This window comes from Methylocystis sp. S23, assembly GCF_054106005.1.
On record NZ_CM134185.1, the window covers coordinates 1,388,688 to 1,410,643 of the forward strand.

Here is a 21,956-nt window from a genome sequence, read left to right on the forward strand (position 1 = left end):
GCCCGATCGCCAAGCGGCGCGGAGAATGTTTAATGTTGCCGATCAGCGGCGCTCGAGGATGCGGCGCGCCTTCGCGCAGTCATCCTCCATCTGGGCGATGAGCGCGTCGACGCTCTCGAATTTCGCCTCGCCCCGGATGAAGCCGTAAAAGGCGACCTCGACCTCCTTCCCGTAGAGATCGCCCGAGAAGTCGAAGACGAAAACCTCGAGCAGCGGCGGGCCGTTGTCGAAAGTGGGCCGGCGGCCGTAACTGGCCGCGCCCTCTCGGACGACGCCCCCGGCCTCCAGCGTCACGGCGTAGACGCCGTGGCGCAGGCGGTTGGAGGGATCGAGCGCGATATTGGCGGTGGGGAAGCCGAGATGGCGCCCGCGCTTCTCGCCATGGCGCACGATCCCGCGCACGAAATAGGGATGGCCGAGCAGGCGGCGCGCCAGCTCGACGTCGCCCTTCTCCAGCGCCTCGCGCGTCGCGGTGGAGGAGACGGCGTCGAGACTTCCTTCCTCGTCCTGGGTGATGCGGTCCACGATCTCGACCGCGAAGCCGAGATTCGCGCCTTCCGCCGCGAGCAAGGCCGCGTCGCCCCTGCGGCCGGCGCCGAAGCGGAAATCATAGCCCGCGACGACCGCCGAGAGGCCCAGGCGCTTCACCAATATCTCGCGCGCGAATTGTTCGGCCGGGCAGGCCGCGAGCTCCCGGCCGAAGGTGAGGACGATCATCCCGTCGAGCCCGAGCCGCGCCGCCTGCGCCGCCTTGGCGTCGGGGGGCGTCAGGCGGAAGATCACCGGCCTGCCGGCGAAAACGTCGGCGGGATGCGGCTCGAAAGTGAGGAGCGCGCAGGGCTTGCCAAGCTTCCTCGCCAGGGCCTGGGCGCGCGCGATCACGCCGCGATGGCCGCGATGCAGCCCGTCGAAATTGCCGATGGCCGCGACGGCGCCTTCCAAGCCGGCGGGCGGCGAAACAGGGTCACGGACGACGAGGAAAGGGTGGCTCAAGGGCTGTTCCGACGAGGGGCTCGGGGCAGGTCAAACTGCCGCGCGGCGGCGGGAAGCGCAAGGGGAGCAAGAAAGTCGACGCCCGCCGCTTGGCGAGGCCGCGCGCCGCGCTTCTCGCCATACACGAAGCGCTCGACGGTTTTCGGACAGCGTCGCCCGGTTTCCGCTTTCCCGCCGCGCGCTCGATCGTCGAGCCCCGGCGCCGGCCTTCCCTATTCGCGCGCGGCAGGCGCGGCAGGCGCGGCAGGCGTCACGCGGTCGCCGGCTTCTCCGCCGGAGGCGCGGATGTCCGCGCGGCCTGCTCGCGCGACGGCACCATCACCAGCGCCTCGCCGTCGAGCACCACCTTGCCGTCGACCAGGCATTCGCATTTGAGCTTGGCGCGGCGGCCCTTCTCCACAAGCTCGATCACCTCCACCACCACGGTGATGACGTCGCCGATCTTGACGGGCGCCTTGAAGTTCAGCGTCTGCGACAAATAGACCGCGCCGGGACCCGGCAGATACATGCCGATGACGGTCGAGATCAGCGACGCCGTATAGAGGCCGTGGACGATTCGCTCGCCGAATCGGGTCTTGGAGGCGAAGTGGTCCGACAGATGGATCGGATTGCGGTCGCCGGAGAGATCCGCGAAGGCGATGACGTCGTCATCCATCACCGCCTTCATCAGCGTCTCGCGCATGCCGACGCTCAGGTCTTCGAAATAATAGATTTTGAACGGCGTCGACATGGATTCACCGGATCGTTTGCGCGGGACGGGCGGAGCGCCCATCGCTCCCTTTTACCAGAAAACTTCGCGGGCCAAAGCCACAGGACGCGCGCCGGCGGCCGCCGCCAGCCGCTCGAGCGCTGCATGATCCACGCCATCGCCGTCCGGGCGCAGCTCCGCGACATGGACGCCGTCCGTGACGAAGACGCAATCGAACCCCGCCCGGCCCGCGCCGGCGAGATCTGTGAAGGCGCCGTCGCCGATCGCGACGATGCGCGCGTCCGCGACCGGCCCGCCCGGCAGCGCCGCCAGCCGCGCGCGGGCGGCGGCGTAGATCGGCGCATGGGGCTTGCCGAACATCAGGACCTCGCCGCCCAGGGCCGCGTAGCGTTCGGCGAGCGCGCCGGCGCAATAGACGATGTCGTCGCCAATGGCCACGACAATGTCGGGATTGGCGCAAAGCATGGTCAGGTTTCGCGCCTTCAGCGCGGCGAGGCGCTCGTCGTAATCTTGCGGGATTTCCTCGCGCTCGGCGAAAAGCCCGGTGCAGACGACGTAATCGGCTTCTTCCGGCGCGACCCTCCGCACCGGCGCGCCGAGACGCCGCCCCGCTTCCTCGAACAGCCCGTCGTCGCGCGGCGGACCGAGATGGTGGCAGGCCTGCCCCTTGCGGGCCACGATCTCCCGGCAGGTCAGCTCGCCCGCCGAGACGAGATCGTCGAAGGCGTCCTCGGGCAGGCCCAGCCCCAGAAGCTGGCGGCGCACCTCGGCGTCGGGGCGCGAGGCGTTGGTGATCAAGACCACGCGGCCGCCTTGCGCGCGGAAGCGGCGCAGCGCGTCGGCGGCGCGCGGAAAATGCTTCCTGCCGTCGATGAGCACGCCCCAGACGTCGCAGAGAATCGCGTCATAGCGGTCCGCGAGCTCATGCAGTCCCGAGATTTCGCGAATTCGCCAAGCCGCGGCGGCGCCGGCCGTCGGCGCCGTCAACAGCGCGCCTCCTGCAGGGCGGCGGCATGCGCCTGCTCGGCGACGGGCCGGAAATCGCCCGACGCCTCGTCGAGCGCGAGAAGCTCGCCGTCCATCACGCTGAAATAGGCCGCATGAAGCTGCAGATAGCCTCGGCGCTCCAGAATCTGCACCATCGGAAAGCTGCGCAGATGGATGAGCGTCTGCTTGATCGACTCGAATTCGAGCAGTTGCAGATACTCTTCGTTCTCGGGATCGGGCGCGCGGTCGAGACGCTCCAGGGCCGGCGCCAGCATCTTGATCCAGTCGCCGATGAAATCGCTGTGGCTCAGCCGCGGCGTCTCCGGATTGACGGCGATCTGCGCGAAGGCTTTCACCCCGCCGCATTTGCCGTGTCCGAGCACCAGGACGTGCTGAACCTGGAGCGCCATGATGGCGTATTCCAGCGCCGCCGACGCGCCGTGAAAATGATCGTCCGGCTCATAGGGCGGCACCAGCGCGGCGACGTTGCGGAGCACGAAGAGCTCGCCGGGCCCGGCGTCGAAGATCGCCTCCGGCGCGACGCGCGAATCGCAGCAGCCGATGACCATGGTCGTGGGCTTCTGCCCCTTGATGGCGAGGGAGCGGAAGCGCTCCTGCTCGGAACGGAAACGGCCTTCGAGAAAGACCTTGTAGCCGTCGACGAGATGCGGCGGGAAGCCGTTTGCGGCTGCGGGACTCGTATCGGCTGCCATATTCGGATCCGGTGAGAGAGGCGGGGCCGCCACAAACGCGTTAAAGCCCGATGGCGGAGACGCTTCTTATTGTGTAGACCAGCGCTCGCGGCAAGAGAAGATCGACCTGAAGACGCGAAGCGAGCCAAGACAATGATCTCGAAACTGAAGCGCAGCGTGCTGGCCATGCCGGGCTCCAACGCCCGCGCCTTGGAGAAGGGCAAGAGCCTTCCCGCCGACGTTCTGATGTTCGAGCTCGAGGACGGCGTCGCCGAGGCGGCCAAGGCCGCGGCGCGCGCGCAGGTCGCGGCGGCGGTGATCGGCGGCGGCTATGGGGCGCGCCAGATCGTGGTGCGGGTCAACGCCCGCGGCTCCGAATGGTACAAGCCCGACATCGCCGCGATCGCCCCGACCGGCCCCGACGCCATCGTGATTCCGAAGGTCAATTCGCGCGACGACATCCTCAAGGCCGCCGCCGACATCGTCGCCGCCGGCGCGCCCTTCAAGACCAGGCTCTGGGCGATGATCGAGACCCCGCGCGCGATCTTCGACATCGAGAAGATCGCGAGCGCCGCCGACGATCCGGCCGCGCGCCTCGAAGTCCTGGTGCTGGGCCCGAACGACATCGCCAAATCCACGCGCGCGCGCCTCACCCCCGGCCGCCCGGCGCTCGTCTCCTGGCTTTCCGCCGGCGTGCTCGCGGCGCGCGTTCACAATATCGAGATCATCGACGGCATTTATAACGACTTCAACGACGAGGCGGGCTTGCGCCGCGAGGCCGAACAGGGCCGCGACATGGGCTTCGACGGCAAGATGCTGATTCACCCGAACCAGATCGGCCCGGTGAACGAGATCTTCGCGCCGAGCGCGGAGGAAATTGATCTCGCGAGGCGGATCATCGCCATTTTCGACGAGCCGGAGAACGCCGAGAAGGGCGTTGTGCAGATCGACGGCAAGATGGTCGAGCGCCTGCATCTCGACATCGCCCGCCGCACGCTCGCTTTGACGGAAGCCGCCGGCTGATCGCGGGTTTAAAGGCGCCGAAAGCCTGTTTCGCGGGCAGGCCGCCTACTTTATACCTGCCGCTCAAAGGGGCGAAACAGCGAGGACGGTGAGCATGGCGGCGCCTGAAACCGAGAAGACGGACAAAGCTTCCAAGGTCGAAAGCCCCGCGCCCAACGGCGCGGAGGCGCCCCCGGCGCGACCCGCCGGCCCGCAGAAAAAACGCAGGGGCGGCTTCCTTTCGAAGCTCCTTCTCTCCGCCGCGACTCTCGCCGTTCTTCTCGGCGCCGCCGGCTATGGCGCGCTGACCTTCCGGGACGTCGACCCGCGCCTCGGCCTCGCCGCCGATTATGTCGAGCAGGGCCTCGCGGAGGCGCGAGGCGCGCTCGACAAGGCGCAGGCCCTGTTCGCCGATCTCACGGGGTCGCAAAAGCCCGCCCCCAAGGCGACAAGCCATCGCGCGCTCCTCGACAAAGCGCCGCTGTCGCCGCCTCCCGCGCCCGACGCCGTCCCGGCTCCGCAGCCGGTCGAGCCCGCGCCGGAAGCGGCTCCGGCTCCGGCGCCCCCGCCGGTCGAGGCGGCGAAGGAGCCCGCGGCGCCGGTCCTCGACAAGCCCCCGGCCGAAACGCCCGAGCCCAGTCGCGCCGACATTCCCGAGCCGCCGCGCAAGCCCGCGGATCTCGCTCAGGAGCCGGCGACGGCGCCGCCTCCCCTTCCCGCCCCCGCGCCGCCGGCTGTCGAGCCCGCCCCCGCCCCGATCGCCCGATCGGCCGACGCCGACGGCTTCACCGATCGCGACCTGATCTCCGCGCTCGAAGGCCGCATTGACGCGCTGAGCGACGAGGTTCAGACCCTGCGCGGCAAGCTCGACGCGCCGAAGAGCGCGGCCCGCGCCGCGCCGGAGACGGAGATTTCCAAGGCCGAAGCCGAGAAGCCGGCGCCCGCGCCGGCCGCGGCCCCGGACATGACGGGCGCCGCCGTCGTCGTCGCCTTCGCGCTGCGGAGCGACCTCGAGGCGGGCCATCCCTTCACGGAGGAGATCGCCGCGCTGTCGCGCCTCAACGCCGATCCCGCCCCCGCGCCGATCCTGGTCGAGCTCTCCGAGAAGGGCGCCGCCACGGGCGCCCAATTGCGCGACGCCTTCCTGCCTCTCGCCAAGAAGCTGCGGGCGCACGAGACCCATGCGGGCGCGCCGCATGACAGCGGCGACATAGCGGGCCACCTCCTTGAAGGCGCGAGCAAGCTCGTGAAGGTGCGGCCCACGGGCCAGGCCCATCCCGAGAGCCTCGACGGCAAGCTCGAGCGGATCGAGGCGGCGCTCGCCCATAACGATTTCGCCGCCGCCGAGCGCCTCTTCGACGCCCTTCCGGACGAGGCCAGGGGCGAGGCGAGGGAATTCGGCGACACCCTTCATCAGCGCGCGGAAGCGGCCAAGGCCGCGGACGATTTGCTGCGCGGCGCCATCGCGGCGCTCGCCAGGAAGTAAGCGGGAGCGACGTCCATGTTGTTCATGTTCTTCTTCATCGTCGCCCTCGCCGTCGCGGCCTATGGGCTCGAATGGCTGATCGAGCAGCCGGGCGCGCTGACGCTGGAATTCGCCGGCCAGCATATCGAGACCTCGATCCCCGTCGCCGTGGCGGGCCTGCTCCTGCTCATCGCCGCGATCATCATGGCCTGGGCGATCGTCGTGGCGCTCATACGCCTCCCCGGCCGCGTCGCCGGCGGCTCGCGCGAGCGGCGCAAGGCGAAGGGCCTCGACGTGATCTCGCAAGGCCTCGTTGCGGTCGGCGCCGGCGACGTCGCCAAGGCGCGCAAGGCCGCCGGGCTCGCCGAAAAGCTCATCCCCGACGAGCCGCTGACGCAGATGCTCGTCGCGCAGGCGGCGCAGCTCGCCGGCGACAAGACCGGCGCGGCCAAGGCCTTCCACAAGATGACGCTCAATGCGGAAACGAAGCTCCTGGGGCTGCGGGGCCTGCATGTCGAGGCGAAGCGCCGCGAGGATGCGGAGGCCGCCCATCATTTCGCCGCCGCCGCCCATGAGATCGCGCCGCTGCCCTGGGCCGGCTCCGCCGTGCTGGAGCATCTCGCGGCGTCGGGCGAGTGGGAGAAGGCGCGCGAAGCTCTGGAGAAAAGCGTCGGCTCCAAGGCGCTCGACCTGCCGAGCGCGCAGAAGCTGCGGGCCGTCATCGAGACCGCCATGGCGATGCGGAAAGAGCGCGAGCATCCGCATGACGCGCTGCATCTCGCCCGCCAGGCCTTGAAGCGCCGCCCCGGATTCACCCCGGCCGCCGCGACCGCCGCCCGCGTTCTGATCCGCCACGGCGACCAGAGACAGGCTATGAAGCTGATCGAATCCGTCTGGACGACCGATCCGCATCCCGAGCTCGCCGAGGTCTATCTGCAAGCGCTCCCCGAGGAGACCAACGCCCAGCGCGTGGCGCGGAGCGAGCGGCTCGCGAAAATGGCCTCGCAAGCGCCCGAAAGCCGTCACATCGTCGCGCAGGCGGCGCTGGCGGCGCGCGATTTCCGCAAGGCGCGCGAGGCGCTCGCCCCGCTCATCGCCGACGGCCAGCACCCGACGGCGCATACCTGCCTGCTCATGGCCGAGATCGAGGACGCCGAATTCGGCCCGAGCGGGCCGGTGCGCGAATGGCTCGCCCGCGGCTCGCGCGCGCCGCGCGACCCGGCCTGGATCGCCGACGGGACCGTATCGCGGCATTGGCTGCCCATCTCGCCCGTCACCGGCCGTCTCGACGCCTTCGAGTGGAAGACCCCGCCCCATTCGGCGCAGCATGTGACGGAAGAAGGCCGCCCGAACATTCCGACCGCCTTCCTGGCGCGCCCGGAAAAGGCCCCGGAAATCACGGCGCAGGCGGTGGAGTCCTGAAACCCTCATCCGACCCCTGCTGACGCAGGGGCCACCTTCTCCCGTGAACGGGAGAAGGGAGAACCGTCAGCTTTTGAATCACAAATCTCGAAGCGCGATTCCTTCTCCCGCCTGCGGGAGAAGGTGGCCCTCGCGTCAGCGAGGGTCGGATGAGGGCTCGCGCCCCTCAACCCCCGCGATGCCGGTCCGCCCGGCGGAGCTGCACATAGAGCGCGCCTTCGCCGCCATGGTGGCGCGCCGCTTCGCCGAAGCCGACGACCACGTCCCGAAGGTTCGGCGCCTGCAGCCACATGGGCACGACCCGGCGCAGCACGCCGCCTTCCTCCCGCGACAGGCCCTTCCCCGTCACGACGATCGCGACCTTGGCGCCATCCGTCTGGGCGCGGCGCAAGAAGGCGTTCAGGGCGCGCTGCGCCTCGTCCTGCCGCATCCCGTGGAGATCCAGCTTGGCGTCGACCTCGAGGCGCCCGCGCTTGATCTTCACGCGCATGCGGCGATCGATCTCGGCCAGAGGCGCCGCCGGCTTGGGCGGCGGCGGCCGGTCACGATGAGCGGCGGGCGCAAGCCGCTTCTCGCGCATGGGCTCCGCGACCTTCGGCGCGGGGAGCGCCGGCTCGGCGACAGGAGCGGGGCGGGCGCGGAAGGGCCGCACATTGGCCGTGACCATGGTCCAGAGCTCGGCTTCCGCATGGGTGAGCCGACGGGAATAGCGGCGTCCTTCGTCGGTCACGGCGCGGCGTCCTCCCTCGGCAGCAAGACGATAAAATTCGCGTCGTGGCGCACGCGGCCGGCGAGCGCGCCCGCGCGCGCCCCCGCGCTGAAGAAAAGATCGGCGCGCGCCTCGCCCAAAATCGCCGATCCGGTGTCCTGCGCGATCATCAGCCGCTCGAATTTCGTTTCCGCCTCTCCCTCCCAGGGGAGGCGCGACGCAATCCAGAAGGGCAGGCCGTAGCACCAGACCGACCGGTCGACGGCGATGGAGCGCAGCGGCGTAAGCGCCACGCCCTCGCCGCCGATCGGCCCGAGCTTGCGGTCCTCTGAATCGTCCAGGCGGAAGAATACATAAGATTGGTTTTCCTGCATCAGCCTCCGGCCGGGCTGATTGGGGCCAACGCCCATTTCCCGCAGGGTCGCCTTCAGCTTCTCGAGCGACATGTCGCTTTCCGCCGCGAGGCCGCGCTCGATCATGAGCCGGCCGATCGACGTGTAGGGCCGGCCATTGCGTCCGTCATAAGTGAGGGCGATGGCGGAGCCGTCCGCGAGGCGCAAACGGGCGGAGCCTTGCACCTGGATGAGGAAGAGCTCCACGGCGTCCCGCACATAGGCGAGGGCGGCGGAGCCGGCCGCGGCGCCATCCTCCTCGATAGCGCGCCGCGTCGGATAGGGAACAAGCGTTCCGTCCGGCTGGCGGCGGGCGCTGGTCACGGCGTCGCGATCCGAAATGCGAAGCGGCGTCGCGCTGAGGGTGACGAGGTCGGGCGGCCGGGAGAGCGCCGGCGTTTCGAAGCCGGGCTCCGGCGCCAGCCGCGCCTCGACCTCCGGCTCGTAATAGGCGGTGACGAAGCCCTTGCGCGGAATGCGATGGGGACGAAACCATTTTTGAAAAAACGTCCGCCCGTCGGAATCGCCGCTCAGCGCGGCGCGGGCCGCCATGACCAGCGCGGCGGGCGGCGGCGCGGCGGGCCGCTGCTGGGGCGTCAAATCGGCGAGGCGCCGGGCGGACCGGCGGAAGGCCCCGAAAGCGGCGTCGAGATCGTCGGCTTCAAAGCCCGGAATCGCCTCGTAGGAAAGCGGTTCGATATTCCGGGGCGCCCGCACGGGATCAGGCGGCGCGGGTGGCGGTAAGCTTCCAGTTCGGATCCGCGGCGCGCGGATCGCGCGCGAAGGTCCACAGCTCCTCGACGGGAACGGCGCCGCCGCCCTCGACGACCTCGCCCGTCTTGTCCTTGCGGACATTCATCAGCCGCACGGCGAAACGGACCGTGATCTCATTGAGGCGCGGCGCGGCGCGCGCCGATTCGACCAGCGCGGAGTCGATCGCCACGATCGCCGTCTCCATCGTCTCGCCCGCCGCCTCGCGGCGCGCGATCTCGCCGGCGAAGCCGTCGAAGACCTCCTTGGAGAGCAGCGGGCGCAACGCGTCGCGGTCGCCCGAAGCGAAAGCGCCGACGATCATCTCATAGGCGCGGCGGGCGCCGTCGAGAAAGGCGTGCCCGTCGAAACGCGGATCGGCGGCGGCGATGGCGTCGAGGCCCTCCGCGGCGGCCGGATTCCCCTCGGCGACGCCGTTCCAGCGATCCTCGTGCCGCACGGGCGGCAGATCGTCCGCCGGCGGCGCGCCGGGCAGGGGCGTCGGCCTCAGGGACGCGCGGCCGGGCGGCTGGAACTGCGCGGGCGGCGGGGCGTCGCGGTCGACCCGCATGCCCAGCACCGAACGGAGCTTCCATAGGACGAAGATGGCCAGCGCCGCGAAGACGACGAGCGACGGATCGAAAGGTTCGCCGGTCGGCGACATTGATCTCTCCCGGAATTCGGTCTTGTCGGCTACCATGTCGCGGCTCGCATGTCACGAATCAAGGGGCCGCGCGGATCGCCGCAGGCCGGCGCTTGCGGCGCGGGAGAGTCGAAGCGTGAACGACAGGACGAAGCTCATCGCCATAGCGCTCGGCCTATGGCTGGCGCTGGAGATCGTGGCTTTCGCCTTCGTCTTGAGATCGGTCGGCCTCCTCGCCGCGATCCTGCTCGGGCTCGGCACGACGGCGCTCGGCCTTTCCGACGTGAAGCGGCTTCTGAACGTTTGGCGGGAGCGCGGCAAATTGCGGGCCGAGGGCGCCATGTTCGACGGCGCTTTGCAGGCCTTCGCCTCCTTCCTGCTGATTCTCCCCGGCTTCGCCTCCGACGTCGCGGGACTCGCGCTGAAATCGCCTTCGGTTCGGGCGGCGGCGATGAATCGCATCGGCAACCGGGGCAAAAGCCCCAACAAGGCCGAAGGGCCGCGCACCATCGATCTCGCGCCGCATGAATGGAAGAATCTCACGCCGGGCGGGCGGCCGAAGCGCCGGCGCAAGAAGCCGGACGGCGCCTCCTCGACCGCCCGCTGAGCCTTGTTCCGCGTCGAGAGACGTGTTACGCGGGCGCGACTTCCCGCCACAAGGCGGCGCGGCTGGAGATCCCGACATGTCCGACACAAATGGAAACGGCGCCAACGCCAATCAGGGCGGCGCTCCGGCCCTGAACGCGCTGGTTCAATATCTCAAGGACTTCTCCTTCGAGAACCCCAACGCCCCGAATTCGCTCGGGCCGCAGGAGAAGGCTCCGAACATCTCCATTCAGGTCAATGTCAACGCCAAGCAGCTCGCGCCGACCGACTTTGAGGTCTCCCTGGCGCTCGACGCGCAGGCGGGCGAGGGCGCGGCCCTCCTGTTCAAGCTCGACCTTGAATATGGCGGCGTCTTCCGCCTGCTCAACATTCCGCAGGATCAGATCCATCCGATCGTCATGATCGAATGCCCGCGCCTGCTCTTCCCCTTCGTGCGCCAGATCGTCGCGGATGCGACGCGCGACGGCGGCTTCCCCCCGCTCTATATCGACCCGATCGATTTCGTCGCGCTGTATCAGCAGAAGGCCGCCGAGGCCGCCGGCCAGCAGGGAACGGCGAACGCCTGACGCCGCTTCCGTTCGAGCGGCTCGCGCGCCCGTCTTGCGGGGAGCGCGCGTCGCAATTTTCTGGATTGCTTCGCCTTCGGCTCGCAGTGACGCTGCGAGCCTCGCCGAAGGCGATCGGGAGCCTCAAGCGGCGGAGGGCGGTTGCTCTCCGCTTTCTTGTTGCTGGGGCAGATATTTGTCCCAGATCGCGGTCTTCGCCAAAGCGGCGATGAAGGCGCGGTGGGCCTCGGCCTCCGCCGCGGTCAGGCGGCTCGGCAGCGGCTCGGGCCGCGCGCGCAGCAATTCGCCAGTCTTCGCCCGCCGCGCGACGCTGACCGTCGCGAGCGACAGGGCCGCCTGCCGGCCGCCGCGCAATTCCGCATAGACTTCCGCGAGCAGACCGGCGTCGAGAAGCGCCCCGTGCTTATCGCGGCGCGACAGATCGACTCCGTAGCGCTGGCAGAGCGCGTCCAGCGAAGCGGGGCTGCCGGGATGGAGGCGGCGCGCCATGGCGAGCGTGTCGACGATGCGCGCGGAAGCGAGCGGCGGCAGGTTCAGCATCGCGAATTCGGCGTTGACGAATCGCGCGTCGAATTCGGCGTTATGCGCCACCATCGGGGAATCCTCGATGAAATCGACGAATTCCTGCGCGATCTCGCGAAACTTCCTGTGCTGGGAGAGAAATTCCCGCGAGAGGCCGTGAACGCGAAACGCCTCCTCCGGCATGTCGCGCTCGGGATCGATATAGACGTGGAAGACGCGTCCGGTGGGGATGAGATTCAAAATCTCGACGGCGCCGATCTCAACGACGCGGTCGCCCTTCGCCGGATCGAGTCCGGTGGTTTCGGTGTCGAAGACGATTTCGCGCATCGGAGGGACTTTCTCAATCGACCAGCAGGCGCGGCCTGACGATCCGGCGATTCGCCCGCAGGATCGGAAATTCCGGCCGGTCCAGTAATACAGCGGCGCTATTCATTATCTGTCTCGGGGCGGCGCCGGCGGGGCGTCGTTCGCGCATTGCGTTCTTCTTCCAAGCTCGTCGAGTATCGCCCGCACTTCGGCGCGCGCCGCCTCCAGCCCTTTTTCCGTATGCACGACAAAATCGGCGCGGGCGCGCTTTTCGGCGTCGGGAAGCTGCTTGGCCAGAATGGCCGCGAATTTCTCTTCCGTCATGCCCGGTCGCGAGAGAACGCGCGCCTTTTGCACATCTTCCGGAGCCGAGACGACGACGACAGCGTCGACCGTCTTGTCCGCGCCGGTCTCGAAGAGGAGCGGCACGTCATAGACGACGATGCGCGCGCCCTTTTGCTCCTGCGCCTTGAGAAACTGGTCGCGCGCGGCCCAGACCAGCGGATGGACGATGTCCTCGAGCCGCTTCAGGGCTTCCGGATCCCCCAGCACCCGCTCGGCGAGCCTGCCGCGATCAATCGCGCCGTCGACCGCGACGCCAGGAAACGCCGCCGCGATCGGCGCGACGGCGGCGCCGCGATAAAGATCATGCACGATCTGATCGGAATCGAGCACGGGCGCGCCCGCCTCTCGGAACATTCGGGCGGTGGTGGATTTGCCCATGCCGATCGAGCCGGTAAGGCCTACGCGCAGCATCTTCCGCCCGCTCACGAGATCAGCGCTCCCTCTCGTCGCAAGGCGTCGAGCAGGGGCAGAATCGGGAGGCCCATAATGGTCCAGTGATCGCCCTCGACCCGCGAGAAAAGCTGCGCCCCCAGCCCCTCGACCTGATAGGCGCCGGCGCTCGCCAAGGCCGCCTCGCCCATCGCGTCGAGATAGGCGGCGATGAATTCCGGCGTCAGCGGCCGCATGATCAGATCGGCTTGCGCCACCGTCTCGAAAATCACCGATCCATCGCGCAGCAGCGCGACGGCCGAATGCAGCCGGTGGCGCCGGCCGGAGAGAAAGCGCAGCAGCTCGGCGGCTTTCTCAAGATTCTCCGGCTTGCCGAAAATTCTGTCCTCGCAGCTCGCCGTCTGATCGGCGCCGAGCGTGAGCCGCCCCGGCGCGCCGGCCGACACGGCGGCGGCCTTCGCCCGGGCGAGCGCCGCGGCGACCAAATCGGCGCCGACCGGCCCGAGCGAGGCTTCTATGGCGCGCTCGTCGATATTGGCGGGCCGCAATTCGAAAGGAATTCCGGCCTGGGCCAGGACCTGCCGGCGCCCGGCGCTTTTCGAGGCGAGAATCAGCGGCGCCGCGGCGCGCCAGAAGGGAAAGATGCGGTTTTCGCTCACGCGGCGTATCCACAGGCTCGGGCGTAATCGGGAAAAGCGGGGACAATTATGGCGTCCCGAAAGCCCCTCTGTCGACAGCTGGGCATATCGGCCCGGATCTATCAACAGCCTTGCGCCTGTCGGAAGCGAGGCGGTGAATCCGCGGCGCAAGACTCATACACAGGCGAAGCGCGCGGCGCTCCACAAGGAATATGAAAGGCAATAAATTGAAAATACGGCGTTTATTCTCCTATCCCCGTTCCCGCGCGGATAGGGCGAAAATCCACGCGGAGTCGGCCTTGCCTGTGGGAAAGGTCTTAACGAAGCGTTAACGACCGCCGCTCAATGGTTAACAAAAAGTAAATCAGTCTTTTTATAAATGGATTTTTAATTTTTGGCCTTTCGGGCTAACTGCTTTCGCGGCATGGGGCGGCCTCGAGCCGAGCGGAGCGGGAAAGAGACTTGTCAGAAGAGAAACGCCTGATTTCGGCCCTGCGCGGCAGGGCCCACGAAATCCCTCCCCTATGGCTCATGCGCCAGGCCGGGCGCTATCTGCCCGAATATCGCGAGCTGCGGGCCAAGGCGAAGGGCTTCCTCGATTTCTGCTACACGCCCGCCATGGCGGCCGAGGCGACGCTACAGCCCATTCGCCGTTTCCATTTCGATGGGGCGATCCTTTTCTCGGATATTCTGGTCGTGCCCCACGCCATGGGGCAGACGGTCTCCTTCGAGACGGGCGAGGGTCCGCGTCTCGATCCGATCGAGACGCCCGAAGACCTCGACAAGCTCGGCGCCTTCGATATCGAAAAGCTTTCCCCGGTCTTCGAGACGATCGACCGGGTGAAGACCGAGCTTCCCGCAGACATCGCCTTCATCGGCTTTTGCGGCGCGCCCTGGACGGTCGCAAGCTACATGATCGCCGGCAAGGGCACGCCGGACCAGGCGCCGGCGCGGCTCTTCGCCTTCCGGAATCATGCGGCCTTCCAGAAGCTCATCGACCGGCTTGTCGAGGCTTCCGTGGAATATCTCATCGGCCAGATCGACGCCGGGGTCGAGGCGGTGCAGATTTTCGATAGCTGGGCGGGCGTGCTGCCGGCCAATGAGTTCGAAAGCTGGTGCGCGAAGCCCATTCGGCGCATGGTGGCGACGCTGAAGGAAAAACGGCCGCACGCGCCGGTGATCGCCTTCGTTCGCGGCGCCGACGCCCAGCTTCCTGCCCTTACGCGCCTCCTGAACGCAGACGGCTATGGTCTCGACACGGCGCTCGACGCCAGATGGGCGGCCGCCGAGACGGCGCCCGATATCTGCCTCCAGGGCAATCTGGATCCGCTGGCGCTCCTCGCGGGCGGCGAGGCGCTGGATCGGGAGGTTGACACGATATTGGCCGCCTTCGCCGGCCGACCGCACATCTTCAATCTCGGCCACGGCATTCTGCCTCAGACGCCGATCGAGCATGTGGAGCGGCTGATCGCGCGCGTGCGCCGCGCGTGACCCCGTCGGGTGGGGCGCAGGAAGAAACGAGCCGCTGATGTATCTCTGGATCAAAGCGCTGCATGTGATGGCCATCATCACCTGGATGGCCGGGCTGTTCTATCTGCCGCGCCTCTTCGTCAATCACGCGCAGGTCGGGCCCGGACCGCAGTCGGACACCTTCAAGATTATGGAGGAGAAGCTGCTGCGAATCATCATGCGGCCCGCAATGACAGTGTCCTGGGCGACGGGGCTTTACCTCGCCTTCGCCGGAGAACATTGGCGCGACGGCTGGTTTCACGTGAAACTTCTTCTGGTTATTGGAATGACGGCGGCGCATTATTACGACGCCGTGCTCGTCAAACAGTTTGCCGCCGACGCCAATCAGCGTTCGCATGTATTCTACCGTTATCTGAACGAGGTCCCGACCGTTTTGATGATGGGGATCGTAATCATGGTGATCGTCAAGCCCTTCTGACCCGTCTGTCGTCCTCCTCTCTTGCCTTTTGGCAAAAAAAGCTTTAGACACATAACGCTCACCTCAATAGGCAGCCTGTCGCAACGCGACCCGCCGGGATGTTCGCCTGGCGACGGCGTGACTCCTAGTCCCATCCGACCTGCCCATCCTCCTTACGAAAAGTCTGATCGCTTTGGAACTTACGGCCAAGGAACTCCCCATGCGGGAAATCAAACTCAAGGACTTGAAGGAAAAGTCCGCGGCTGAACTGCTTGCCTTCGCGGAGGAACACGAGGTCGAAAACGCCTCGCTTCTACGCAAACAGGAACTGCTCTTCGCCATTCTCAAGCAATTCGCCGCGCGCGACGTCGAGATCGTCGGCGAGGGCGTGGTCGAGGTGCTGCAGGACGGCTTCGGCTTCCTGCGCTCGCCCGACGCCAATTATCTCGCAGGTCCGGACGACATCTATGTGTCGCCCTCGCAGATACGCAAATTCGGCCTGCGCACCGGCGACACGGTCGAGGGCATCATCCGCAGCCCGAAGGAAGGCGAGCGCTATTTCGCCCTTCTGAAGGTCAACACCATCAATTTCGAGGATCCGGAGAAGGTGCGCCACAAGGTGCCCTTCGACAATCTCACCCCGCTCTATCCCGACGAGCGCCTCAAGCTCGAAATCGACGACCCGACCAAGAAGGACCTGTCGTCCCGCGTGATCGACCTCGTCGCGCCCATCGGCAAGGGGCAGCGCGCGCTTGTTGTCGCGCCGCCGCGCACCGGCAAGACGGTGCTGCTGCAAAACATCGCCCAGTCGATCACGACCAATCATCCGGAGTGCTATCTGATCGTGCTCCTGATCGACGAGCGTCCCGAGGAAGTGACCGACATGCAGCGCTCCGTGCGCGGCGAAGTCGTGTCCTCGACCTTCGACGAGCCGGCGGTGCGCCACGTTCAGGTCGCCGAAATGGTGATCGAGAAGGCCAAGCGCCTCGTCGAGCATCGCCGCGACGTCGTCATCCTGCTCGATTCGATCACGCGCCTGGGCCGCGCCTACAATACGGTGGTGCCCTCTTCCGGCAAGGTGCTGACGGGCGGCGTCGACGCCAACGCCCTGCAACGCCCCAAGCGCTTCTTCGGCGCGGCGCGCAATATCGAGGAAGGCGGGTCGCTCACCATCATCGCGACGGCGCTGATCGACACCGGCTCGCGCATGGACGAAGTCATCTTCGAGGAATTCAAGGGCACCGGCAATAGCGAGATCATTCTCGATCGCAAGGTCGCCGACAAGCGCGTCTTCCCGGCGCTCGACATCACGCGTTCCGGCACGCGCAAGGAAGATCTGCTCGTCGCGCCGGACATTCTCAAGAAGATGTATGTGCTGCGCCGCATCCTCAATCCGATGGGCACGGTCGACGCGATCGAGTTCCTGCTCGGCAAGCTCCGCGAAACGCCGAAGGGCAATCAGGCCTTCTTCGATTCGATGAACACCTGACATTCGGACGGCGCATGGCGGAAGTCGAGCGCCATCATGGTTTCGTCGAGATAATCGCCCGGGCCGAGCTTGGCGGCGCATTTGTCGATCCCATAGGGGCGAAAGCCCCAGCGCTCGTAAAAGCGCAGCGCGCGCGCATTATCCGAAATGACGGTCAGCGTCACGATTTCGGCCCGCATTCTCGCTTCGTCGAGAAGCGCGCGCATGATCGCGTCGGATATTCCCGTTCCGCGATAGGCGGCGTCGACATACATGCCGTAAAGCAGCGCCCGGTGACGCGTCCTGGCGCCGCTGGACCAGGACAAGCCGCCAATGCCGATCAAGGTCTCGCCGTCAAAAGCGCCCTGGACGCAGTCCCGCGCAAGACGCGCCGCCGCTTCGGACGCCGGCATGTCCGATTCGTCTTGGGGCGCATAGCGAAAGGCCCGCGGCTCGCGGCGAAATCCGTCGAGTCGGATCGACTGATAGGAACCCGCATCGTCGGGGCCGAGGCGGCGGCATAGCAGTCCCTGCATTCGCACTTCGCTCGTCCCCTTTCCGACTGACGTTTCGGGTCGAAAATTCGCAGAAGGCTTCAATCGCTTTCTTCTTGCATAATTTGGGATGGAGGGCTTTGAAACCGCCCAACCGCAACGGACGCAAGCGATGGAAAATTTGCGCGACATGCTCCACGCGATCTTTGTGCACTGCAATAATATATGTCGGAATCCGCAATGCCTTGGCGGGGCGGATTAGCCATGGAGACGATCTTCGCCCTCGGCACGGGCGCGGGCCGCGCGGCCATCGCCGTGATTCGGCTCTCCGGGCCGGGCGTCCGAGACGCGCTCCGTGATTTTGCCGGCGCCGTTCCCGAACCGCGCCGGGCGGCGTTCGTCACGCTGCTCGATCCTTCGAGCGGCGAAATGCTGGATCAGGGGCTTGCTCTCTTTTTCCCCGCGCCGCGATCCGCGACGGGCGAGGATTATGCGGAACTGCATATTCATGGCGGGCGGGCCGTAGTCGACGGCGTGTTGTCAGCGCTCGCCCGTCGACCCGGCCTGCGCGCGGCCGAGCCCGGCGAATTCGCCCGGCGCGGCTTCGCCAATGGCAAGCTCGATCTCTCCCAGGCCGAGGCGCTCGCCGATCTGGTTGACGCGCAGACGGCGGCGCAGCGGCGTCAGGCGCTGCGGATCGCCGGCGGCGCGCTGCGTCGGAAGGTCGAGAATTGGCGTCGGGCGCTGATCGACGCGCTCGCTCTGGTGGAGGCGGAACTCGATTTCAGCGACGAAGGCGATGTCGGGCGTTTCGACGCGCCCCGCCTTCGCGCTTTGCTCGGTGGGTCGCTTGGGGAAATGCAGGCGGCGCTTGCGGAGGCGCCGGCCTCCGAGCGGATGCGCGAGGGCTTTTTGGTCATGATCCTCGGACGGCCCAATGCGGGCAAGTCGACTCTGCTCAACGCGCTTGCCCGTCGGGACCTCGCCATTGTCTCCGCCATGCCCGGCACGACGCGCGACATGATCGAAGCCCATCTCGATCTCGAGGGCCTGCCCGTCACCTTCGTTGATACGGCCGGCCTGCGCGAGGCGGCGGACGAGATCGAGCGCGTCGGGGTCGATCGTGTCCTGAAGCGGATCGAGACGGCGGATCTCGCTTTTTGGCTTTCGGCTGGCGGCGAGGAGCGGCCGGAGCCGACGCCCGGCGTGGAAATGCTAAAGGTCGCGACGAAATGCGACCTCATTCCGGCGCCGGCGGGCTGGCATGGGCTCTGCGCCAAGACGGGCGCGGGGGTCGACGGTCTTCTGAAGGAGGTGGCCGAGCGGGCGAAAGCGCGGCTCGGCGACGGCGCTTCGGCGCTTCTGATACGGGAGAGGCATCGGGCGGCGGTCGCTTCGGCCGCCGCATCGGTCGAATCGGCGCTTGCCCTCGAAAAGGACTTGGAATTTATCGCGGAGGATTTACGTTCCGCGGCGCGGGCGCTCGGGCGCATCGTCGGCGCGGTGGATGTCGAGCATGTGCTCGATGTCGTTTTCTCGCGTTTCTGCATTGGCAAATAGCGGGGCTGTTTCACGTGAAACAGGAGAGGAATTTCGACGTCGTGGTCGTCGGCGGCGGACATGCGGGTTGCGAGGCCGCCGCGGCCGCTGCGCGCTTGGGCGCCCGGACCGTCCTCGTCACCCATTCCCGCGCGACTATCGGCGCCATGTCCTGCAATCCCGCCATTGGCGGCCTCGGCAAGGGTCAGCTCGTCCGCGAGATCGACGCCCTGGACGGACTCATGGGGCGCGTCGCCGACAAGGGCGGCATACAGTTTCGCCTGTTGAACCGATCGAAAGGACCCGCCGTGCGCGGCCCGCGCGCCCAGGCCGACCGCAAGCTCTATCGGAACGCCATGCAGGCGGCGATCGACGCGATCGAGAATCTGTCCGTCGTCGAGGCCCCCATCGAGGACCTGATGGTCGAGGGGGAGAGGGTCCGCGGCGTTCTGACCGGCGCAGGTGAGGAAATCGGCGCTGCGGCCGTCGTGATCGCCACCGGCACGTTTCTGGGCGGGATGATCCATATTGGCGAGGAGCGACGGCCCGCCGGCCGCATGGACGATCCGCCGTCGCTGGGCCTCTCGCGACGATTGCGCGCGGCCGGCTTCGCCGTGGGCCGCCTCAAGACCGGCACGCCACCGCGTCTCGACGGCAGGACGATCCGCTGGGAGGGTCTCGAAAGGCAGTTCGGGGACGAAAGGCCCGAGCCCTTCTCGACCCTGACGACCCGAATCGACAACCCGCAGATTGCCTGCGCCATCACCCGTACGACGGCGGCCTCGCATGACGTCATCCGCGCGGATTTGCACCGCTCGCCGTTGAAGACCGGCGCTATCTCCGGACCCGGCCCGCGCTATTGCCCCTCGATCGAAGACAAGGTCACGCGCTTCGGCGATCGCGACGGGCATCAGATTTTTCTGGAGCCGGAAGGACTCGATGACGACACGGTCTATCCGAACGGCGTTTCGACCTCGCTGCCGCTCGCGACGCAGGAGGCCTTCATTCGCTCCATTCCGGGACTGACGGAAGCGCGCATTTTACGGCCGGGCTACGCGATCGAATATGACTATGTCGATCCGCGCGAACTATTTCCGAATCTGGAGACCAAGCGGATCAAGGGTCTGTTCTTCGCCGGCCAGATCAACGGCACGACGGGCTATGAGGAGGCGGCCGCCCAGGGCCTCGTCGCCGGGCTCAACGCCGCGCGTCTCGCGGGCGGACAATCGGCCATTATTCTCGATCGCGCCGAAGCCTATCTCGGCGTGATGATCGACGATCTCGTCACGAGGGGCGTGAGCGAACCTTATCGCATGTTCACCTCGCGCGCCGAATATCGGCTTTCGCTGCGCGCCGACAATGCCGATGAGCGGCTGACGCCGAAAGGCGTCGGCTTTGGCTGCGTCGGGCGCGCGCGCGCCGCTGTTTTCGGAGCGCGCGCGGCGAAGATCGCCCGCGCCCGCGCCTTGCTCGAGAGCGTGTCTCTGACCTCGTCCGCAGCCTTGAAACAAGGCCTGCCCGTCAATCAGGACGGCCAGCGCCGCAACGGCTTCGCTTTGCTGGCGCTACCCTCCATCTCCGTTGCGCGGCTGACTGAGATCTGGCCGGAGCTTTCCGAGATCGACATGGCGACGGTCGAGCGGATCGAAACGGATGCGCGCTACGCCGTCTATCTCGATCGTCAGCAAGCCGATATCGACGCCTTCCGCCGCGACGAGCAGCTCGCTTTGCCGGAGTCGCTCGATTATGAGTCGATCGCCGGGCTTTCGGCCGAGCTGCGCGGGAAGCTTGCCTTTCTGAGGCCGCAAACTCTTGGCCAGGCGCAACGCATAGACGGCATGACGCCCTCGGCCTTGACCCTCCTCGCGGCGCGGGCGCGACGGGGGTGACGAAGAATAGCCGGGGGGCCGCTTTTGCGCTTGCCCCCTCTCTCCGGGCGATTGAGGAGGAGCTCGCTCTCTTTGAAGAGCTGCTTCGGCGCTGGCAGGCGAAGATCAATCTTGTCGCGCCCAATACGCTGGAGGAGGTCTGGGTTCGGCATTTCGCCGATTCGGCGCAGGCGATCGAAGCGGCGCCGGAGGCGGCGATTTGGGCGGATATCGGCTCCGGGGCCGGCTTTCCCGGCCTCGTCACGGCGCTATTAATGAAGGGCCGGCCGGGCGCGCTTGTCCATCTGGTCGAGAGCGACCAGCGCAAGGCCGCCTTTCTGCGGGCTGTTTCACGTGAAACAGGCGCGCCTGTCATGGTCCACGCCGCGCGGATCGAGACCGCGCTGCCGCCGCTGGCGGGGCAAATTCAGGCCGTCAGCGCCCGCGCCCTCGCCCCTCTTGCGCGGCTCGTGGAATTGGCGCGCGAACCGCTAAAAAACGGCGCAAAAGGCGTGTTTTTAAAGGGTGAGGAGTGGCGGGACGAATTGACCGCGGCCAAGCGTGTCGGTAATTTTGCCTTTGAGACAATTCAGAGCCGCACGCATCCGCGCGCCAGATTGATCGTCGTCCATCCACCTTCAGAGGCCAATTTTGACCGCACAGACTAACGGCCAGCGCGTCCTCGTTCTCGCCAACCAAAAGGGCGGCGTGGGCAAGACGACGACAGCCATCAATCTCGGCACGGCGCTCGCCGCCGTCGGGGAGGAAGTGCTGGTCATCGATCTCGATCCGCAGGGCAACGCCTCCACGGGCCTCGGCGTCGAGCGAAAGAGCCGGAAGATTTCAACCTATGACGTGCTGCTCGGCGAATCGAGCCTCGCCGACGCCATTGTGCAGACGGTCGTGCCGCGCCTCTCCATCGCGCCCTCGACGCTCGATCTTCTCGGCGTGGAGTTAGAAATCGCCGGCGACAAGGATCGCGCCTTCCGCCTCAAGCGCGCGCTGGCGGAGCTGGCGGCGACCGAGCGCCACGAAGGCGGCCGGCGCTACGATTATATTCTGGTCGATTGCCCGCCTTCCTTGAACCTTCTCACCATCAACGCCCTCGCCAGCGCCGACGCTGTCGTCGTGCCGCTGCAATGCGAATTCTTCGCGCTCGAAGGCCTTTCGCAATTGCTGTCGACCGTGGATCAGGTCACGCGAACGTTGAATCCGAAGCTTTCGATCCATGGCGTCGTTCTGACCATGTACGACCCTCGCAATAATCTCGCGACGCAGGTCGCGGCCGATGTGCGCCGCTTCATGGGCGACAAGGTCTATGAGACGATGATCCCGCGCAATGTGCGCGTGTCCGAGGCGCCGTCGCATGGCAAGCCGGTGCTGCTTTACGATCTGAAATGTTCCGGCAGCCAGGCCTATCTCAAGCTCGCCTCGGAAGTGATCCAGCGGGAGAAGCGGCTGCGCGCGGCCTGAGCCTTTTTCATGCGCTTGCGTCCTGAACCAGCCCGCGACCAGTAAGGAGC

Annotated in this window: 23 protein-coding genes; 12 read left to right on the forward strand and 11 right to left on the reverse strand. The window is 67.1% G+C overall.

Annotated elements, in window-relative coordinates:
- Positions 1-42: 42 nt before the first annotated feature.
- From ACV7JP_RS06860 to ACV7JP_RS06875, 4 genes are all read right to left on the reverse strand, one after another.
- Positions 43-993, reverse strand: coding sequence for a bifunctional riboflavin kinase/FAD synthetase (locus ACV7JP_RS06860; RefSeq protein ID WP_457798478.1), 951 nt, complete (start codon positions 991-993; stop codon positions 43-45).
- Between the two features lie 250 nt (positions 994-1,243).
- Complete coding sequence (locus tag ACV7JP_RS06865) at positions 1,244-1,723, reverse strand: MaoC family dehydratase (protein ID WP_457798479.1); 480 nt, start codon at positions 1,721-1,723, stop codon at positions 1,244-1,246.
- Between the two features lie 51 nt (positions 1,724-1,774).
- Positions 1,775-2,689, reverse strand: coding sequence for a TIGR01459 family HAD-type hydrolase (locus tag ACV7JP_RS06870; protein ID WP_457798480.1), 915 nt, complete (start codon positions 2,687-2,689; stop codon positions 1,775-1,777).
- Complete coding sequence (locus ACV7JP_RS06875) at positions 2,686-3,402, reverse strand: carbonic anhydrase (protein WP_457798481.1); 717 nt, start codon at positions 3,400-3,402, stop codon at positions 2,686-2,688. Before ACV7JP_RS06875 ends, ACV7JP_RS06870 begins: the two co-directional genes overlap by 4 nt.
- 132 nt (positions 3,403-3,534) lie before the next feature.
- Between ACV7JP_RS06875 and ACV7JP_RS06880 the strand changes: the two genes are divergently transcribed.
- From ACV7JP_RS06880 to ACV7JP_RS06890, 3 genes are all read left to right on the forward strand, one after another.
- Positions 3,535-4,404 carry an HpcH/HpaI aldolase/citrate lyase family protein gene (locus tag ACV7JP_RS06880; RefSeq protein WP_457798482.1) on the forward strand — a complete coding sequence of 290 codons (870 nt, stop codon included), beginning with the start codon at positions 3,535-3,537 and terminating at the stop codon, positions 4,402-4,404.
- Between the two features lie 94 nt (positions 4,405-4,498).
- Positions 4,499-5,869 carry a COG4223 family protein gene (locus tag ACV7JP_RS06885; protein WP_457798483.1) on the forward strand — a complete coding sequence of 457 codons (1,371 nt, stop codon included), beginning with the start codon at positions 4,499-4,501 and terminating at the stop codon, positions 5,867-5,869.
- Positions 5,870-5,884: 15 nt separating this feature from the next.
- Complete coding sequence (locus ACV7JP_RS06890; protein ID WP_457798484.1) at positions 5,885-7,270, forward strand: heme biosynthesis HemY N-terminal domain-containing protein; 1,386 nt, start codon at positions 5,885-5,887, stop codon at positions 7,268-7,270.
- A 166-nt stretch (positions 7,271-7,436) separates the two neighbouring features.
- Here ACV7JP_RS06890 and ACV7JP_RS06895 read toward each other — a convergent pair whose 3' ends face one another.
- The 3 genes from ACV7JP_RS06895 to ACV7JP_RS06905 are packed head-to-tail and all read right to left on the reverse strand — an operon-like array spanning position 7,437 to position 9,785.
- On the reverse strand, positions 7,437-8,000 hold the full coding sequence (locus ACV7JP_RS06895; RefSeq protein WP_457798485.1) for a Smr/MutS family protein: 564 nt from the start codon (positions 7,998-8,000) through the stop codon (positions 7,437-7,439).
- Positions 7,997-9,088, reverse strand: coding sequence for a murein transglycosylase A (mltA, locus tag ACV7JP_RS06900; RefSeq protein WP_457798486.1), 1,092 nt, complete (start codon positions 9,086-9,088; stop codon positions 7,997-7,999). The genes ACV7JP_RS06895 and mltA overlap by 4 nt, the downstream gene beginning before the upstream one ends.
- 4 nt (positions 9,089-9,092) lie before the next feature.
- A complete protein-coding gene (locus tag ACV7JP_RS06905) occupies positions 9,093-9,785 on the reverse strand; it encodes a Tim44/TimA family putative adaptor protein (RefSeq protein WP_457798487.1) in 693 nt (230 codons plus the stop codon).
- A 115-nt stretch (positions 9,786-9,900) separates the two neighbouring features.
- Between ACV7JP_RS06905 and ACV7JP_RS06910 the strand changes: the two genes are divergently transcribed.
- Together ACV7JP_RS06910 and secB are read left to right on the forward strand one after the other, a co-directional pair.
- A complete protein-coding gene (locus ACV7JP_RS06910; protein ID WP_457798488.1) occupies positions 9,901-10,371 on the forward strand; it encodes an FxsA family protein in 471 nt (156 codons plus the stop codon).
- 76 nt (positions 10,372-10,447) lie between these two features.
- A complete protein-coding gene (gene secB, locus ACV7JP_RS06915; protein ID WP_457798489.1) occupies positions 10,448-10,936 on the forward strand; it encodes a protein-export chaperone SecB in 489 nt (162 codons plus the stop codon).
- 123 nt (positions 10,937-11,059) lie between these two features.
- Here secB and dnaQ read toward each other — a convergent pair whose 3' ends face one another.
- From dnaQ to ACV7JP_RS06930, 3 genes are all read right to left on the reverse strand, one after another.
- Positions 11,060-11,785 (reverse strand): DNA polymerase III subunit epsilon, encoded by a 726-nt coding sequence (gene dnaQ, locus ACV7JP_RS06920; protein ID WP_457798490.1) that lies wholly within the window; start codon positions 11,783-11,785, stop codon positions 11,060-11,062.
- A gap of 105 nt (positions 11,786-11,890) precedes the next feature.
- Positions 11,891-12,520: a dephospho-CoA kinase gene (gene coaE, locus ACV7JP_RS06925; RefSeq protein WP_457799043.1), complete on the reverse strand. Its 630-nt coding sequence runs from the start codon at positions 12,518-12,520 to the stop codon at positions 11,891-11,893.
- Between the two features lie 11 nt (positions 12,521-12,531).
- Positions 12,532-13,158 carry a Maf family protein gene (locus tag ACV7JP_RS06930; protein ID WP_457798491.1) on the reverse strand — a complete coding sequence of 209 codons (627 nt, stop codon included), beginning with the start codon at positions 13,156-13,158 and terminating at the stop codon, positions 12,532-12,534.
- 441 nt (positions 13,159-13,599) lie between these two features.
- Between ACV7JP_RS06930 and hemE the strand changes: the two genes are divergently transcribed.
- From hemE to rho, 3 genes are all read left to right on the forward strand, one after another.
- Positions 13,600-14,628: a uroporphyrinogen decarboxylase gene (gene hemE, locus ACV7JP_RS06935; RefSeq protein WP_457798492.1), complete on the forward strand. Its 1,029-nt coding sequence runs from the start codon at positions 13,600-13,602 to the stop codon at positions 14,626-14,628.
- A gap of 37 nt (positions 14,629-14,665) precedes the next feature.
- A complete protein-coding gene (gene hemJ, locus ACV7JP_RS06940; protein ID WP_457798493.1) occupies positions 14,666-15,085 on the forward strand; it encodes a protoporphyrinogen oxidase HemJ in 420 nt (139 codons plus the stop codon).
- A 199-nt stretch (positions 15,086-15,284) separates the two neighbouring features.
- Positions 15,285-16,553: a transcription termination factor Rho gene (gene rho, locus ACV7JP_RS06945; RefSeq protein ID WP_457798494.1), complete on the forward strand. Its 1,269-nt coding sequence runs from the start codon at positions 15,285-15,287 to the stop codon at positions 16,551-16,553.
- Here the strand turns inward: rho and ACV7JP_RS06950 are convergent.
- Complete coding sequence (locus tag ACV7JP_RS06950; protein WP_457798495.1) at positions 16,523-17,068, reverse strand: N-acetyltransferase family protein; 546 nt, start codon at positions 17,066-17,068, stop codon at positions 16,523-16,525. The two genes, rho and ACV7JP_RS06950, sit on opposite strands and share 31 nt — an antisense overlap.
- Before the next feature lie 222 nt (positions 17,069-17,290).
- Between ACV7JP_RS06950 and mnmE the strand changes: the two genes are divergently transcribed.
- From mnmE to ACV7JP_RS06970, 4 genes are read left to right on the forward strand one after another with little or no spacing between them, the layout of a single operon-like run.
- A complete protein-coding gene (mnmE, locus tag ACV7JP_RS06955; protein WP_457798496.1) occupies positions 17,291-18,586 on the forward strand; it encodes a tRNA uridine-5-carboxymethylaminomethyl(34) synthesis GTPase MnmE in 1,296 nt (431 codons plus the stop codon).
- Between the two features lie 14 nt (positions 18,587-18,600).
- Positions 18,601-20,454, forward strand: a complete 1,854-nt coding sequence (mnmG, locus tag ACV7JP_RS06960; RefSeq protein ID WP_457798497.1) for a tRNA uridine-5-carboxymethylaminomethyl(34) synthesis enzyme MnmG — start codon at positions 18,601-18,603, stop codon at positions 20,452-20,454.
- On the forward strand, positions 20,451-21,101 hold the full coding sequence (rsmG, locus tag ACV7JP_RS06965) for a 16S rRNA (guanine(527)-N(7))-methyltransferase RsmG (RefSeq protein ID WP_457798498.1): 651 nt from the start codon (positions 20,451-20,453) through the stop codon (positions 21,099-21,101). The genes mnmG and rsmG overlap by 4 nt, the downstream gene beginning before the upstream one ends.
- Complete coding sequence (locus ACV7JP_RS06970; protein WP_457798499.1) at positions 21,085-21,906, forward strand: ParA family protein; 822 nt, start codon at positions 21,085-21,087, stop codon at positions 21,904-21,906. The genes rsmG and ACV7JP_RS06970 overlap by 17 nt, the downstream gene beginning before the upstream one ends.
- Positions 21,907-21,956 lie beyond the last annotated feature (50 nt).